Source organism: Novosphingobium sp. NFX11 (assembly GCF_057376415.1).
In genome coordinates this window covers 3306635-3322833 of the sequence record NZ_CP080384.1, presented here as the reverse complement: position 1 = coordinate 3322833, position 16199 = coordinate 3306635, and the positions used below count along the sequence as shown (strand labels likewise).

Genomic DNA, 16199 nt, shown 5'->3' with positions numbered 1-16199 from the left:
TCCGCTCATTCTGCGGCCTCCTCGAAGAAGTCGATCGGTTCTCCGTGCGTCGTCGCCGGGCGGCTCCACGGACCATGCTCGGACACGGCATCGTCGAGCGCATTCTGGAACAGCGGCGCCAGCGTGGCGACGTGCGGCTCCTGCAGGTTCGACATGTGGCCGCCGGGAATGTCGAGGATCACGATGTCCTCGCGCACCCGCTTGCCCCAGCCGAGCGCATAGTCGCGATAGACCGCGCGGTAGGGGTGTCGTCGGCAAGGTCGGTATCGTCGCTGGCCTTGAACAGCGCCACGCTGGTCGATTGCAGGATGCCGATCGGGCGGTGCTCCTTGTGCGCCGCTTCGTAGAGCCTGAGGAACGGGATCGCGGGGGAGCCCGCCTCCTCCATCCTGGCGCCCGCATCGGCGGTACGCAGGGCATCGACGGTGCGGCGGTCCTCGGCCCGTCGCATCCGCGATTCGACCTCCCAGCGCGCGAGGTTCCAGGCGCGGCGGCCGAGGTCGGGCAAGATCTGCAGCGGATTGCCGGACTTCAGCACGCCCAGCACGCGGCCAAGGCGGGCGCGGCTCTCGCCGAAGCGATGCTTGCGCGCCTCGACGTCGGCGGCGTCGATCACGCCGACGAAGGCCACCTGCTCGCCCATCCCCTGAAGTTGCTGCGCCATCTCGAAGGCGATCACGCCCCCGGCGCAGAGCCCGGCGAGGAGATAGGGGCCTTGCGGCTGAACGCTGCGCACCTTGCCGATATAGTACGTCGCCATCTCGTCGATGCGGGTGTGGGCGTAGTTGCCGTCCGCCTTGCGCAGCGGCTCTATCCCCAGTACCGGCCGCGCGCCGTCCAGCCGCAGCGCCAGGCCGCGATAGAGCAGCGTTTCGCCGAGGCCGTCGTGGATCAGGAACAGCGGCGTCGCCGGGCCGCCCTTGCGGATGGTGACGATGCCGTGACCCAAGCCAAGACCCGGTCCTTCCGCCTCGGCGGCGGCGGGCATATCGGGCGCGCGGCTGTCCGGGTCGATCACGGCGGCAAGCCCCGCGACGGTCGGCTGGCCGAGCATCGCCGCGAGCGGCAGGGTACGGCCGGTCTTCTTGCGCAGGCGGTTGGTGAACTGCACCGCCAGCAGCGAATGGCCGCCAAGATCGAAGAAGTTGTCGTGCCGCCCGACCGCCTCCATGCCCAGCAGGTCGCACCACAAGTCGGCGATGACCTGTTCGGCCGGGGTCGCGGGCAGATCCGCCGGATCGCCGCTCGCAGCCTCCCGGCGGCTGGCGCGCGGCGGGCTGCGCAGGCGCGCGAGCACCGGCGCGAGGTCGTAGGGCGAGATCACCGTATGCGGGCGGCACCGGCCCGAGAGCAGGCGCGCGATCACTTCGGTGCCCTCTTCGGGCAGTATGCCCTCGGAGCTTGCCGCGATCTCGCCGGTGGCGGCCTTCGCGGCGCGCGGCGGCGTCGCGGAGGCGCGGGCGAGCAGCGCCGCGTCGCCCATGTGCATCATCGTGAATTCGCGCACTTCGGCGACGACGAGGCCGTCGGCGTCGGTGATCGTCACGTTGAACACCGCCGTCTGGCCATCGGAGGAGACCAGCCGGATGTGGCTCCACGCGAGCGCGGGCAGCGGGGCGTGGAGGAGAAAGCGGCGATAGGTGAACGGCGCGTAGAAATCACGGCTCCGGTCGCGCCCGGGAATCAGCGTCTGCGCGCCCGCCGTCGCGAAGTCTAGCAGCGCCGGGTGCAGGCCCATCGCCTCGGCCTCGGCGGTGTAGGCCGCAGGGAGTTCCAGCTGGAGCAGCGCTTCGCCATGAGGGGAAGCAAGCGCCTGCACGAGCGTATCCCAGCGCGGGCCGAAGTTCATCATCGGCTGGTCGGCGCCGCCGCAGATCGCGGGGCTGCAGCGCTCGGCGATAGCGCCGAGGTCAAGCGTGGAGCGCAGCGGCGTCAGCGTGTGCGGGCGGACCACGCCGTGTGCGTGCTCGATCCATTCGCCGCCCTGTTCGGGGCGGCCGAGGATGGTGACCTTCCACCCGCTCGCGCCGCGCCGACGGACATGGACCCGCAAGCCGCGCGCCTCCCCGTCAGGCACAGCGAAGGGCTTGAGGAACGTGAAGTCGGACAGTTCCAGCGCGCCCTGGTGGACCAGCGCAACTGCTGCCCGAGACATCTCCAGGAAAGATGTCCCGGGCAGCAGCGCACCGGCATCAACGACTCGGTGCTCGTCGAGCACCCAATGCCGCACGGGGGTTAGGATGCCGGTGACCACAAACTCATCGTCGGAAATGGTGCAGAGCCGTTCGAGGAAGGGATGCTCGATCGCCTTCCCTGCCCCGAGGTCGTCGGGCAGCGCGCCCATCCCTCCTTCAGGCGCTCCGCCCTCGCGCCCGCCGAGCGCGGCGGCCATGCCGACTTCGGCCCACTGGCTCCAGCCGACCGACTGCACCCGCGTGCGCGCATCGCTGCGCCGCGATTGCGCATAGGCGTCGAGGAAGGCATTGGCGGCGGCATAGTCCACCTGCCCCGGCAGCCCCGCGAAGGCGCTGACCGAGGAGAACAGCAGCAGGAAGCCCGGCGCCTGACCCTTGAGCGCCTCCTCCAGCGCCAGGGTGCCCGCGATCTTGGGTCGCAGCACGGCGTCCACCGCCTTGCGGCTGCGGGTCTCGATCAGCCCGTCGTCGAGCGCGCCGGCGGCATGGAACACGCCGTCGATCGGGCCGAAGCGGGAAACCGCCTTGCGCACGCCCTTCGCCAGCGCCTTCGCATCGGCGACGTCGGCGACGATCAGTTCCACGTCCGCCCCCGCCGCTTCGAGCGCGAGCAGCTTGCGCACCTTGTCCTCGACGCCCAGCGGCAGGTCGCCGCTTGCGAGGCGCTGCGCCCACTCCCCGCGCGGCGGTAAGGCGCTGCGCCCGACGAGAGCGAGGCGCGCCTTGTATCCGCGCGCAAGGTGGTCGGCGATGGACAGGCCCAGCCCGCCCAGCCCGCCGGTGACGAGATAGACACCGCCCTCGCGCAGCCATGTCGGCTGTCCCTCGGCCAGCGGCTCGCGCGCGTTGCGGTAGGCGAGCGTCCAGCGCTCGCCCGCGCGCAAGGCGACGTCACCGGAAGCACGGGGGCCGGAAACCTCGGCGATCACCGCGTCGGCAAGGTCGGCGGCGTTCACGGCGGCAAGATCGATGTCGATCGCGCGCACCTCGAGTCCCGGATACTCGGCTGAGACGGTGCGCGCGGCGCCGATCGCCGTGGCCTTGAGCGGCATGAGGTCCGCATCGCCCGCCACGCGCTGCGCCTTGTCGGTGACGAGCGCGACGACCACCGGCCCCTCGTCCACCTGAGCGGCGAGTTCGGGCACCATCGCGATCAGCGCATGCAGCCCCCGGTCGAGGATCGCCGCATCCCGGCGCTTCGGCGCGGCTACCCCGCCCGCCAGCCAGCAATGATAGACCTGACGCGGCATCCGCCCGTCACGGCCCAGCCGGACGAACAGCCGCGCCCAGTCCTCGCGCACGTCGGGCCGCAGCGCGAAGGCGTCGGCGGCGCTCGCGGCAAAGCGCGTCGCGGCGTGGACGGTGACGGTCTCCACCCCCGCCTTGCGCAGCCGCGCGGCAAGGCTGGCGCCGAACCCGTCGTCATCGCAGAGCACCAGAGCCGGACCGCCTGCAGCCCCGCCCACGGCTTCTCCCGCCACCGGATCCTCGCGGCTCCACACCGGCTCGTAGCCCCAGTCGCCCAGCGCGAGGCGGGTATCTGCATCGCCCCCGGACGCCGCCGTGTGCAGGCTCGCACCCGGCTCGATCCAGTGCCGTTCGCGCTCGAAGCGATAGGTCGGCAGCGGCACGCGCAGGCGGCGCTCCTCGCCCCACCATGCGGTCCAGTCGATCTCGACGCCCAGCGCCCAGAGTTCGCCGAGCGCTTCGAGCAACCGCTGGTCGTCAGCAACGTCCTCGCCCGCATGGCGCATCGAGGCGACCACCGGCTGGCTGGCCTTGCGCGCCGGGTGCTGGCGGGCGAGGCTGGTCATGGCGCGGCCGGGGCCGACTTCCAGAAGCACCTGGTCCGCCTCGCCCAGCAGGCATTCGAGGCCGTCGGTATAGCGCACCGGCTCACGCAAGTGCCGCACCCAGTATTCGGGATCGGTCGCCTCCGCCGCGCTCACCCAGCGCCCGGTCAGGTTCGAGGCGAAGGGGTCTGCGGCGCGCGCAGCGTGATCGTCTTCAGCAGGGCGCGGAATTCGGGCAGGATCGGGTCGAGCATCGCCGAATGCGCGGCGACCTCGATGGGGATCGGCTGCGCCTCGATCTCACGCGCGCGCAAGTCGTCGAGGAAGGCCGCCACCGCGTCCGCCGCGCCCGATACGACGCACAGGGACGGGGCGTTGATCGTCGCGATCGAAACCCCGGGCGGCAGCATCGGCGCAAGTTCCGCCTCGGAAAGCGGCACGCTTATCATGCCGCCTTTCGCGGTCGTCTCGAACAGGCGGCCGCGCGCGTGGACGATGCGCAGGCCCGCTTCGAGGTCCACCACGCCCGCAACATGCGCCGCAGCATACTCGCCGCAGCTGTGGCCGATCATCGCGGCCGGCGCGATCCCCAGCGCCATCCAGAAACGGGCGAGCGCGGTCTGGACGATGAACAGCGCGGGCAGCGCGTTGGAGGGACGTTCCAGCTCGGCGGCCGCGGCGTCGCGGTCGGCCTCGACCGGGAACAGCCAGCGCTTGAGGTCCGGCACGCCGATGCGCGCAAGCACGGCGAGGCCCTTGTCCACGTCGGCGCGGAACGTGGCCTCGGTCTGATAGAGACCCAGCGCCATGTCGACATGCTGCAGCCCGCCGCCGCAGAACTGGAAGGCGACCGGGCGGCCGGGCACGCAAACCTGCTTCGCGGACGACTGGCGACTTGCGGTTTCGAGCGCAGCGGCGGCTTCAGCCCCGTCCTGCCCTACGGCGAACCGGCGCCATGCCAGCGCGCGACGGCCGGTGTTGAGGGTGAAGGCCGCATCGGCGAGGACACAGCCCTCCTCCCCTGCTTCGTCATTGCGAGCCCCGAAGGGGCGCGGCAATCCAGAGGCGGCGTCAACGGCCCTGGATTGCTTCGCTTCGCTCGCAATGACGGAGGGGTTGCCGCAGAATGCTGCGCCCCAAAATACGCGGACAGCGCCGCAGCATTGGCATCCGCCGCACCTTGCGTGGCGCCCGAGGTCATCAGCAGCTGGCGACGGCGGCTCGGCCCGCTGGGCGCGCGCGGCGGCGCTTCCTCCATGACGATGTGGGCATTGGTGCCTCCCACGCCGAGTGAGCTGACCCCGGCGCGACGGGGGCGATCGTCGCGCCGGAGCCAGGGCGCGCTGGTGGCCTGTACGCGGAAAAGGCCAGTATCCAGCGCGCATTCGGGATTTGCGGCCCCGAAATGCGGAACAGGGGAAGCTCGGCGTGGCGCATCGCCAGCGCCACCTTGATGACGCCCGCCGCGCCTGCGGCGGTGTCGGTGTGGCCGATGTTGGCCTTCACCGAACCCAGCGCGCAGGGCTCTGGCCTTGCACCAGACTGGGCGAAGACCTGCCGCAGCGCCGCCACTTCGATCGGGTCGCCGATCGGCGTGCCGGTGCCGTGCGCCTCGACATAGTCGATGGCCGAAGGCGCGATGCCGGACACCGCGAGGGCCTCGGCGATCACCGCCGCCTGCCCGTCCACGCTGGGGGCGAGGTAGCCGACCTTGCCCGCGCCGTCGTTGTTGATCGCCGAGCCCCGGATCACCGCATGGATGTGGTCGCCGGCGGCCATGGCATCCTCCAGTCGGCGCAGCGCCACCACGGCGACGCCGCTGCCGAACACGGTGCCCTTGGAGTCCGCGTCGAAGGGACGGCACAGGCCGTCGGGGGAAAGGATCTCGCCCTGCTCGTAGAGGTAGCCCCGGCGGTGCGGCAGTTCGATCGAGGTTCCGCCCGCGAGCGCCATGTCGCACTCGCCCGACAGCAGGCTCTGCGCCGCCATGTGGATCGAGACGAGCGAGGTCGAGCACGCGGTCTGGACGTTGATGCTCGGCCCCTTGAGGTCGAACAGGTACGACACCCGCGTCGTCAGGAAGTCCTTGTCGTTGCTGGTATGGCGCAGCAGGAACAGGCCGACCTCGTTCACCAGCTTGCCGTTGGTAAGCAGGTTGTAGGGCATGTAGGCGTTGTGGCCCGATCCCGCGAAGACGCCGATCACCCCGCCTGTTCCCTCGGCAAAGCCCTGCGGCGTATGGCCTGCGTCCTCCAGCGCCTCCCACGAGCATTCGAGGAAGTGGCGATGCTGCGGGTCCATGACTGCAGCATCGCGCTTCGACAGGCCGAACAGCGCGGCGTCGAAGCACTCCATGTCGGCGAGCGGCGCGCCGCGGCGCACGTAGTCGGGGTTGCGCAACAGGGCGGGCGAGACTCCGGCGGCGAGCAGTTCCTCTTCGGAATAGGTCTCGATCCCGTCGCGGCCTTCGCTCAGCAGCGACCAGAATTCCTCCGGGCCGCGCGCCCCGGCGAAGCGGCACGCCATGCCGACGATGGCGACCGCGCTGGAGGTGTCGAGCGAGGGGTCGAACGGTTCTTCGATGGGCTGGTGCATGGTCTAGACCCTCACGCCGATGCGGGCGGTAGCGCGACGATTACGTGCCTGGTTGCGCATTTCGGCGCGGTTCTGACCGGCGAGCGCGGCGGCATCGTCCTGCCCGCCCGACAAGTGCGCGCCGAGCGCGGCGATGGTCGGGAAGCGGAAGATGTCGGTCAGCGCGACCGGCTGCGTCAGTTCGGCGGACAAGCGGCGGTGGACCTGGATGGCGAGCAGCGAGTGGCCGCCGATGTCGAAGAAGTTCTCCGTCAGGCGCACTTGCGGCAGCTTGAGCACGTCGCACCAGATCGCCTGGATCTGGGCCTCCACGCCGGTCGCCGGGGCGGCGCTGTCATCCATGTTGTCGACGACCACGCTGACCGGCTCGGGCAGGGCATTGCGGTCGATCTTGCCGTTGGGCGTGCGCGGCAGGGCTTCGAGCAGGACGAAGTTGCCGGGGACCATGAAGTCGGGCAGCCGCTCCCGCAGATGCGCGCGCAAGTCCTCGACCGCCGGGGCATCGGTGCGCGGGGCGAGGTAGGCGACGAGGCGGGTGGCGACGCCTTCCTTGCGGGCGACGACGACGGCCTCGGTGACGTCCGGGTACGCGGTGAGCGCGGCCTCGATCTCGCCCAGTTCGATGCGGTAGCCGCGGATCTTCACCTGATGGTCGAGGCGGCCGAGGAATTCGAGCGTCCCGTCCTCGCGCTGGCGGGCGAGGTCGCCGGTCCGGTAGACGCGCGCGCCCGGATTGAACGGGTCGGCGACGAAGCGTTCGGCGGTCAGCTCGGGCCGGTCGTGGTAGCCGCGCACGACCCCGGCGCCGCCGATGACCAGCTCGCCCGGCGTGCCCTGCCGCACCGGCTGCAGCCGCCGGTCGAGGATGTAGATCTGCTGGTTGAGCAGCGGCCTGCCGAGCGGCGGCGCCCCCCTTCATCGAGCGCGTGGACGGCGGACCACACGGTCGTCTCGGTCGGCCCGTACATGTTCATGACGGTGCCGGAAACGAGGCCGGTCATGTCGGTCGCCAGCTGCGGCGGGAACGCCTCGCCGCCGACCATGAGGTGCTGGAGCGCCTGCAGGCGCGGGCGGGCAGCCGGGTCGCTCGCGAGCACCTGAAGCAGGGACGGCGTACACTGCAGGTGCGTCACCCCGTGGCGCGCCATCAGGTCGTGAAGCGGGCGTTCTGCGGCGTTATGGTCCTGTTGAGTGCCGTTGAGTGCCAGTGTGCGCAACTGCGCGATTTGCGGCAAATGTTCAATAACCGTCTGGGAATCCACGCCAAAATCGACAAGGCAGCCGATCTCGTCGACGCCGATCGCCGACAGGCGGTGGACCAGTCCGACGTTGTCCTCAGGCGTGCCGAACAAGCCGCTGGTCTCGAAGTAGCGCTCGAAGGCATGGTCGAGCAGGGCGTCGGTCTCTTCCTCGGAAATGTCGGAAAGTTCCAGTCTTTCAGCACCTTGCGGCGTCTTGAAAGCCGGGAACGACCAGGCGTACTGCTTGAGCAGATTGGTCGAGGTGCGCAGGTACTCGATGAGCGCAGGCTTGACGGCCGCACGCACCGCATCTTCGCTTTCTCCAAGAAAAGTGTGCAACATCAAGGTGATGCGCCCTTCTCCCGAATGCCCGGCCTCGTGCCAGGCGCTACGATAGGCGGCGATCTTGGTCGCCACCTCCTCGATCGACTGCCCCAAAAGGTGCGTCAGCACATTGGCGCCGACGCGCCCTGCCTCGCGGAAAGTCTCTGAATTTCCAGCGGAAGTTATCCAGACCGGCAGCTCCGGCTGGACCGGGCGCGGGTACGTGCGCACCGAAACGTCATGCCCCAACGGCCCCGGATAGGCCCGCGCCTCGCCCCGCCACAGGCCCCGGACATCCTCGACACACCGCTTGAGAACGCCCGCACGATCGGCATAAGCCCCTGGATTCAGGACGAAATCGTCCGGTTGCCAGCCGGAGGCGAAAGCAATCCCTACACGCCCGCCCGACAGGTTATCAACCAGCGCCCACTCCTCGGCGATACGCAGCGGATGGTGCAAAGTCCCCACCACGCTCCCGGCACGGATCTGCACCCGCGACGTGATCGCCGCGATGGCCGCCGCGGCGACGGCGGGATTCGGGTAAGGCCCTCCAAAGTCATGGAAATGTCGCTCCGGCGTCCAGATCGCCTCGAAGCCCTCGGCATCGGCGAAGCGGGCGCCTTCCAGAAGGAGGTTGTACTGCTCGGCCGCGCTGCCCGCGCTGGAACTGGCGAAGTAGAACAGGCTGAAACCGACCGGCCGCGCATCGGCGACAGCCACTTCCGGCACATCGCCGCGCACTTCGCGCTCGCTGGCGATGACGATGTGATAGCCGTGCATCAACGGCCACATCAGCTCCAGCGTGGAGATGTCGAAACTGAGGCTGGTGACGGCCAGCCACGTCCCGTCCGGCTCGATCTTGCGGTCCATTCCTGCATAGAAATTCAACAGGTTACGGTGCTCGACCATGACACCTTTGGGCAGCCCGGTCGAACCCGAGGTGTAGATCATGTAGGCGAGATTCGCGCCTTCCGCGCCGCCGTCGAAGGGGTCCGACGGGCACGCGGCGAAGACCTCGCGCATGGTATCGATAAGGAGGATCGGCGCCTCGGTCTGCGGCAGATCGCCCGCCAGCACAGTTTCGCTCAGAACCAGGCCAAGGCCGGAATCCGCCACCATGTGGGCGATGCGATCCCGCGGATAGGACGGGTCGAGCGGCACGTAGGCGCCCCCGCCTTGTGCACGCCGATGAGGCAGGCGAGCATCTCGACAGAGCGCGACAGGTGGAGGCCGACGAGCACTTCCGGCCCCACGCCCCGCGCCGCAAGGTCATGCGCGACGCGGTTAGAGAGCGCATCGAGCTGCGCGTAAGTCAGTGAGATGCCGAGCGCCGTCACTGCCAGCTTGTCGGGCGTGCGCACGGCCTGCTCCACGAAGTGGTGGTGCCAGGCCGGACCGGCAGGAACGGGACCTTCGGTGGCGTTCCAGGCACCGACGATCCGCCCATGTTCCTCGGGTTCGAGCAGCGACAGGCGGCCGACCGGTGCGTCCGCAAGGTCCAGGTACATCGCCTCGAAACCGCGCACGAGGTCCTCCGCATCGGCGCGGGAAAGGCGGGTGGCGTCGCAGGTCCAGCGCAGCCTGCCTTCCGAGGTGCAAACGGCCACGTCGAGCACCGCGTCGCTTGCGCGCACCTCGTCGAGCCGCTTCACCACCTGCACGCTGACGGGATGGTCGCCCCCGCGCGACCGCGCAGTTCGGGGCTGCGGGCGACGAGATCGGCGCAGATGGCCACGCGGCGGTGCATCCCGGCGACTTCACGGTCCAGCGCGTCGCGCAGCACGGCCAGCGGAGCATCGAAATCGACCGCGACCTTCAGCGGCATCTCCGGCGCGAACCAGCCCGCCACGTCGTCCAGCCGCGCACGGCTGACACAGTCGGAATATCCGATCTCGACGCTCGCCCGGTCGGCAGCGCGGGCCAGCCACGCGACCAGCGCGGCCAGAGCGCCGCCGGCATCGAGACCCTGCGGCATTGCCCGGTCCAGCATGAAGGGCTGCGCAGGACCGTCGCCAACACGCGGAGTAAACTGCGGCAACTGCAAGCTCTCGCGCTGCTGCAAGCGACGACGCCACCACGCCTCATAGCGCCCGGCGGCCGCATCGAGGCAATCGAGCTGATCGCGCCGGGCATCGTCGAGCACCGTGAAGCCCGCCGCACCGATCAGCAGTTCGCTCACTTGCGCCCCGCCCAGCGCTTCGCCGGAGAGCATGGCGAGACGGTCGAGCCGCACATCAAGATCGCCTGTGGCGACAACCGGCGTGGGGCCGGACACCAGGATCGTGCCCGGCTCGCGGCCCGATACGCTGGACAGCGGCGTGATCTGCTGCACGAGCAACAGCCGATCGCCGAGCAATGCCTTCGGGACTCCGACCGGGTTGGCGTAAGTTCCGAAGTCGAGCGCACGGACCAGACGGGCGATCTCGGCAGCCGGGCGGCTCCAGTCGATCGTGGCGGCGGCCTTCGGGCGGTCGGCGCGGCCGACCATGCGATCGGGTGCACGGTCCTGCAGAACCGCCGCTGCGACCGCGCCGTCGAGATCTGCGACGAGCCCCTCGAAGCAATGCAAGCCCGCCTCGAAGCAGCGGGTGTTGAGCGAAAGCGCGGTTTCCTCTTCGGCGATTTCGAAGCGCTCCGCAGCGAGGATCGCACCTTCGTCCACTGCGCCTGTCATCAGGTGCCAGGTCACGCCATGCCGCGCCGCTCCATCCAGCAGCGCCCAGACGGGCGTATTGAGGCCGGCCAGTTCGGGCAGCGGGCCGTCATGGAAATTGATCGCCGCCCGCGATGCGAGCGCCAGTACCTCCGCCGGCAGAACGCTGAGGTTGGAGATGCTGAAGACGTAGTCGACGCTTTCTACGGCAGCGGCCAGAAGGTCGCGCGGCTTCTCGAACAGCGCAATGCCGAGGCGCCGAGCCCAATCGGCGGCCGGCGAAACCGGCGCCGCCACCACGGCGGCGATCCGGTGCCCACGATCGATCAGCAGCCTGCCACACTCCGCGAGCAGCGTTTCGTTGCCGACGAGAATGCTGCTTGCAACCGGGCAATCAGGAGATTGCCCATTGCCGGCGAAGTCCCGGAAAGACGTCATGCGATGCCCCACGCCTGAATGAATTACCCCAAGTCGACATCGACTGTATTGAGACTGAATTTGGAAAACTATGTCCCAAACCCCGCCCCTGTTTTCACCATGGATGCTTACTTGGGTGTTTTAGGGAGCGAATTACTTATACTCGATCAGACGAGCAGGACGAACGGCGGCGCTACGCGACTTTCGACGACGCCAGTAATCAATCTGCCCCTGCAGATGCGGCAGCTTGCCAAGGATCAGCCAAGTCGCCTGAAGCGCATCCTTGCGCGCACGGATGCGCAGCCACAACACGGGCCAGAGCAGCCACATCGGCGGGAGCGACCAGAGTAGATTGCTGAGCACCTTGCGACGCAGTTCGCGCCCCTTTTGCAGATCTTGCGCGCCGCGCATCGCCAGTGCCTCGGCGGTGGCGTAGCCACTACGGCGGTTGCGCTGCCACCACTGGCCGAGGCGCATCATCGCCGCGTCATGGATGGTCATGTCTCCCTCTATCCGGCGGATGAGCCAGCCACGCCGTCGCATGCGGTAACACATGTCGGGCTCCTCGCCGGCGATCAGATGCTCATCGTAGCCGTCTACCTGGCGCAGTGCGACGACGCGGAACAGTGCGTCGCCGCCGACGCTTTCGGCAAGGCCCACGGGCGTGTTCCACTCGGCCTCGCACAATCGGTTGTAGAGGCTGGCGTCCGGTGCCCTCTCCCGCCGGCGACCGCAAACGGCGGCGAGTTGATCGTCGGCCAGAAATGCGGCGCGGGCCTTGTCAAGCCAACCAGGGATCAGTTCGCAATCGCCATCGATGAAATGGACGAATTCGAGCAGCGGGTCCTTGTCCAGATGCCAGTCAAGCCCGGCATTCCGCGCCCGCGCAGCGGCGAACGGCTGCCCGGGATCGAGTTCGACCACCGACAGGCCCCGCGCCTTCACGCGCGCCACGCTACCGTCGGTGGAGCCGGAATCGACGTAGACGGCGCGCTGGCCGGTCCGCGTCACGCTGTCGATGCACAAATCGAGGCGCCCGCCTTCGTTGCGACCGATAATGACGAAGCCCACCGGCGTCACGGCAGCCGCTCCGTACGGGTCCATTCCCGCTCGCGGCGGGTCACGAACTGGGCGATCAGCGGCAGCTTCCAGACGAAGTAGCCCGGCAGCAGGCGCAGGGACGACAGCGGCAGGGTATCCCGCCCATGCAGCCACCATGCCAGAGATAGCCCGAGCGCCGCTGCGGTCTGGGTCGCCAGCAGGGCGAGGAACGGCGCGGTTGGTCCCGCCAGTGCCAGCACGATCCCCAGCGCGGGTGCCGAGCACAGCGCGAGCAGCACGGTTGGCGGTATCATGAGGTCCAGCGCGACGATCGCAAGCGCGGGCCTTCGCACCGCGCGCGCCAGCAGCCGGGGGACATAGCGCCAGGCGGTCTGCATCATGCCGTGCTCCCATCGGCGGCGCTGGCTGCCGGTGCCCTCGACCGAGCTGGTAGCGCTCAGGATGCGGGCGCCGGACTCGACGATCACGCGCCGGCCTGCGAGCAGGAGGTCGAGCCCCATTTCCAGATCCTCGACCAGCGACCCGCCCGGCCAGCGCATCTCGAGATACATGGAGCGCGGGAAGGCCATGCCCGATCCCTGCAGCAGCGCCATTCCGGACAGGCGCCCCAGCCCCTGAAGCCGCACGAGGTTCTTGATCAGGAAGGCGAAACTGGACACCCGCACGACCGCGCCCGCATCATCCGGGGCGGCAAGCAGGAAGATTCCCTGCACCGCCGCATCGCGCCGGACCGCCGCCTCAGCCAACGCAGGCAGGGAACCGGGCATCGCGCGGCAATCGGCGTCGAGTACCAGCACCGCCTCCGCTCGCAGCAGATGGTCGGCAATGAAGGCGCGGGCGTATTCCAGCGCGTGGCCCTTTCCGCGCAAGTGCGGATTGGACCTTTCGATGACCGTCGCGCCCAGAGCCCGCGCCCTTGCGGCCGTATCATCGGTGCAGTTGTCCGCGACGACCAGCAGTTCGTCCCCATCGCGCAGCAACCCCAGCGCCGCGCGCACGCTCGTGTCGATTCCGGCCGCTTCGTCGTGGGCGGGCATGACGACGACAAAAGGCGGCGCCTCACCGGCTTCGCCGGAAACATGCCTCCGCGCGCCGACGACGCATTCGAGCGCAAGCATCGCCGTCGGCAATCCGGCCGCCACGGCCATCCACCATGCGAAGCCCAGCACGATGCGGTCGGCAAGCACCAGCAAGTCCATCCGGTTCCCCTCTTGCGCCCCGCGACGCCAGCTTCACCCGGCAAGAGGATAAGGGGGCAGCCAAGGCCCGGGCAGACCTGAAACTCCCTTGGAAGTTCTCATGATCGACACCGGGCGGCGGCGCCCAATAGACTTGGACGCAAAGCGTCTCGCGAAATTTCCAAGGAGAGTTGCTGCATGTACATCGGGCTCCGTTCACGCCGCAGGCCAAGTCTGTCGGCATCGTCAGGAAGGTGGACGACAGAATGCGCCCCGCCTTTCCTGCCATGAACGCCGCGATGCCGCCCTGCACGGCCGCCGGTACTGCAGGTCAAAGGGGGCGGCCGCGGCTACCTTGCTGCTCAGCGCTCCGGCGCCTGTCCAGGTAGCTGCGGATGGGTATCGCCTGGACACCAAGTTCGTCGAAGGCATGCGCGCGCATGTCGCAGACTGGGGTGGGAAAATCCGCTGCATAATCTGGGAAAGCGACGACACCATCCCCTTCGGCCGTGTCTACAGACCCGATGAACTCGACTTCGAGATGGTTGTGCTGGGCAAGGGCGCACCTGTACCGCCCGCTGCACTGACGGGAATCTCGATCGCGCTGGTATCTGCCGACATGCCGGGCTTCCCGGCCATCTGCCAGAGCATCGCCTCAGCCGGTATCCCATACGCGGTGGGGGTGGAATATACGCTGGAGACCCGGTTACGCACCCTCTGGCTGGATCGCGAGGTGTCGGGAATGCGCAAGATGCGCAGTAGTCTCTGGCTCCTGCGCAACGAACGGCAGGTGCGATCGCGGCTGAAGGCCGCCGTCGGTGCACAGTTCAACGGGTATCCGGCTTTCAGCGCCTATTCCCGGCTCGCAGACGATGCGCATCTCTATTTCGACAACAGGATGGGTCCGGAGATGATGGCGACGCCGGCCGAAGTGGCCGTGCGCAATGAACGGCTGCTGGCAGGATATCCTTTGCGACTGATCCATTCGGGACGCCTGGAGCCGATGAAGGGTAGCCAGGACCTGCTTCCCGTGATGCGCGCCTTGGCGGCAATGGGCGTACCAGCGACCCTGGACATCTACGGCGCGGGAAGTCTCGAACAGGAAATTCGCGATGGGCTCGGCGAATTCGACGGTGCGGTCCGCCTGCATGCGCCCGTCGATTTCAAGACGAAGCTGGTGCCGCTCAGCCGGACTCAGGCCGATGTATTCCTGTCTTGCCACCGACAGTCCGACCCCTCATGCACTTACCTTGAAGCGATGGGCTGCGGTCTTGCCATAGCTGGCTACAGCAATCGCATGTGGTGCCGTTTGAGCAGGGAATCGGGCGGCGGCCTCGCAGTGCCGCTGGGCTCGACGAAGCAGCTTGCAGAGGCGATCGGGCGGTGGAACCTTGATCGCCCCGCCATCGCCGAAAGCGCACGATCCGGCCTCGCCTTCGCCCGCCGGCATGATTTCGGCCAGGAATTCGCAGGCAGGATGGCGCATCTGCGCGCGCTGATCCCATAAGCGCCTGTCGTACCAGAGCACGTCCGATCAGGTGGAACCACCGATGACCCGGAAAACGTTTTAAACCAAAGAAAACTGGAGCAGTCGTGCCGTCGAGGCGCAAACTGCTCCAGGGTCGATCGGCGGGCTGCGGACGGTTGCCCCGCTCGTTATGCGTGCAGCGGCGCTCGCAACGGAGCCGGCGCCCTATTGCTACGCCACATCTGGTGGATCCGGAAAATCTGCGGCCCCTCGATCAGATAGCGCCGCCACAACCGCTGGGGGTTGGAGCACAGCCGGAAGGCCCACTCCATCGACATTTGCTGGATCACCGCCGGCGCGCGCTCCTGCTCGCCGGAGAGGAATTCGAGGCTGGCGCCGATGCAGAAGCCGATACCCTGGCCGCCGCGCGCCTTGGCGACGCGACGCGCGATGATCTCCTGCTGCGGCGAACCCACCGCCAGGAATGAGTATCGCGCCTTGGCCTCGACAAGAAAGCGTACTGCTCGCGCCACTTCGCGCGGATCCTTGATGAAGCCCATCGGCGGATTGTAGTGACGCACGTTGCGCAGCCCGTAGAGTTCGCTGATGCGCGCCACTGTAGCGTCGCTGCCGCCCAGGATCGCGACGGCATCGTCGGCGGCAATGCCCTCCTCGAACAGGCGCAGCGTCAGGTCGCTGCCCGTCACCACCGGCAACTCGCGCCCGTCGCCGCGTGCCAGGCGCGCAAGGATACGGCTGTCGCACAAGGTCATCCAGGCATCACGATAGGCCGGCCACAAGTCGGAGCGCCGCCGCAGCAACCGCACGACATGGTCGACGTTGGGCGTGACGATATACGTAAATGGCGCCGAGGGAGGCCGCTTGCACACTGCATTCATCGCTGTCGGCAAGTCGATCGGCGTAAAATCGAGGTCGAGGAACTCGACATCGTCCCGATGGCCGGCCTGATGCCCGGCATTCAGGTCGGCGATGACCGGCAGCGGCAGATCCAGCGGCAGATCCAGCACGGGTGCCGAAATCTCGCGGCCGATAAGGTTCAGGTGTTCAAGCGACATAAAGCGTACCTCCCCGTGCGCGATTATGCCGCCACGCCGTTCCGGGGTCTTCTCCAGCAACTGCGCCCGACGAACTGGGAGGCGTATTCCTCGTTCTGAAAAACCTCTCCATAAATCCCGGAGGGCTGTTCAAAACGAGCCGATGCGTGTTTCTCCCCACGGATAAGCACGCCCTCCAATGGGAGAATTTTCGGCAA

The 16199-nt window shown here is 68.3% G+C and carries 9 protein-coding genes and 3 pseudogenes; 1 reads left to right on the top strand and 11 read right to left on the bottom strand.

Annotation, left to right across the window (positions count from 1 at the left end; genetic code table 11):
• Positions 1–5: 5 nt before the first annotated feature.
• From KZO24_RS17070 to KZO24_RS17025, 10 genes and pseudogenes are all read right to left on the bottom strand, one after another.
• The gene (locus KZO24_RS17070) at positions 6–197 is read right to left on the bottom strand and encodes a hypothetical protein (RefSeq protein ID WP_486486664.1); all 192 of its coding nucleotides are present in this window, start codon (positions 195–197) and stop codon (positions 6–8) included.
• On the bottom strand, positions 179–4144 hold the full coding sequence (locus tag KZO24_RS17065) for an SDR family NAD(P)-dependent oxidoreductase (RefSeq protein ID WP_486486663.1): 3966 nt from the start codon (positions 4142–4144) through the stop codon (positions 179–181). The genes KZO24_RS17070 and KZO24_RS17065 overlap by 19 nt, the downstream gene beginning before the upstream one ends.
• Positions 4145–4155: 11 nt before the next feature.
• Positions 4156–5046: an acyltransferase domain-containing protein gene (locus KZO24_RS17060; protein ID WP_486486662.1), complete on the bottom strand. Its 891-nt coding sequence runs from the start codon at positions 5044–5046 to the stop codon at positions 4156–4158.
• A 143-nt stretch (positions 5047–5189) separates the two neighbouring features.
• A pseudogene (locus tag KZO24_RS17055) lies at positions 5190–5366 on the bottom strand (ketoacyl-synthetase C-terminal extension domain-containing protein); the annotation flags it as partial.
• A gap of 98 nt (positions 5367–5464) precedes the next feature.
• A pseudogene (locus tag KZO24_RS17050) lies at positions 5465–6514 on the bottom strand (beta-ketoacyl synthase N-terminal-like domain-containing protein); the annotation flags it as partial.
• Between the two features lie 72 nt (positions 6515–6586).
• On the bottom strand, positions 6587–6925 hold the full coding sequence (locus KZO24_RS17045; protein ID WP_486487190.1) for a phosphopantetheine-binding protein: 339 nt from the start codon (positions 6923–6925) through the stop codon (positions 6587–6589).
• Positions 6926–7033: 108 nt separating this feature from the next.
• A pseudogene (locus tag KZO24_RS17040) lies at positions 7034–9656 on the bottom strand (MupA/Atu3671 family FMN-dependent luciferase-like monooxygenase); the annotation flags it as partial.
• Positions 9657–9796: 140 nt separating this feature from the next.
• Complete coding sequence (locus KZO24_RS17035; protein ID WP_486486661.1) at positions 9797–11239, bottom strand: formyltransferase family protein; 1443 nt, start codon at positions 11237–11239, stop codon at positions 9797–9799.
• A gap of 132 nt (positions 11240–11371) precedes the next feature.
• Entirely contained in the window at positions 11372–12322 is a 951-nt protein-coding gene (locus KZO24_RS17030) for a glycosyltransferase family 2 protein (protein WP_486486660.1), read from the bottom strand.
• Positions 12295–13479, bottom strand: coding sequence for a glycosyltransferase family 2 protein (locus tag KZO24_RS17025; protein ID WP_271181371.1), 1185 nt, complete (start codon positions 13477–13479; stop codon positions 12295–12297). The genes KZO24_RS17030 and KZO24_RS17025 overlap by 28 nt, the downstream gene beginning before the upstream one ends.
• A 100-nt stretch (positions 13480–13579) precedes the next feature.
• Between KZO24_RS17025 and KZO24_RS17020 the strand changes: the two genes are divergently transcribed.
• Positions 13580–14965 (top strand): glycosyltransferase, encoded by a 1386-nt coding sequence (locus tag KZO24_RS17020; RefSeq protein ID WP_486486659.1) that lies wholly within the window; start codon positions 13580–13582, stop codon positions 14963–14965.
• Between the two features lie 149 nt (positions 14966–15114).
• On the opposite strand, the gene KZO24_RS17015 is transcribed toward KZO24_RS17020, so the two are convergent.
• Positions 15115–16002 carry a WecB/TagA/CpsF family glycosyltransferase gene (locus KZO24_RS17015; protein WP_486486658.1) on the bottom strand — a complete coding sequence of 296 codons (888 nt, stop codon included), beginning with the start codon at positions 16000–16002 and terminating at the stop codon, positions 15115–15117.
• Between the last annotated feature and the right edge of the window lie 197 nt (positions 16003–16199).

What these genes read in the sequence shown, in the direction of transcription:
- KZO24_RS17045 (WP_486487190.1), bottom strand. Translation starts at nt 6,925, where the DNA reads ATGGATGACAGCGCCGCCCCGGCGACCGGCGTGGAGGCCCAGATCCAG.
- KZO24_RS17035 (WP_486486661.1), bottom strand. Translation starts at nt 11,239, where the DNA reads ATGACGTCTTTCCGGGACTTCGCCGGCAATGGGCAATCTCCTGATTGC.
- KZO24_RS17030 (WP_486486660.1), bottom strand. Translation starts at nt 12,322, where the DNA reads ATGGACCCGTACGGAGCGGCTGCCGTGACGCCGGTGGGCTTCGTCATT.
- KZO24_RS17025 (WP_271181371.1), bottom strand. Translation starts at nt 13,479, where the DNA reads ATGGACTTGCTGGTGCTTGCCGACCGCATCGTGCTGGGCTTCGCATGG.
- KZO24_RS17020 (WP_486486659.1), top strand. Translation starts at nt 13,580, where the DNA reads ATGATCGACACCGGGCGGCGGCGCCCAATAGACTTGGACGCAAAGCGT.
- KZO24_RS17015 (WP_486486658.1), bottom strand. Translation starts at nt 16,002, where the DNA reads ATGTCGCTTGAACACCTGAACCTTATCGGCCGCGAGATTTCGGCACCC.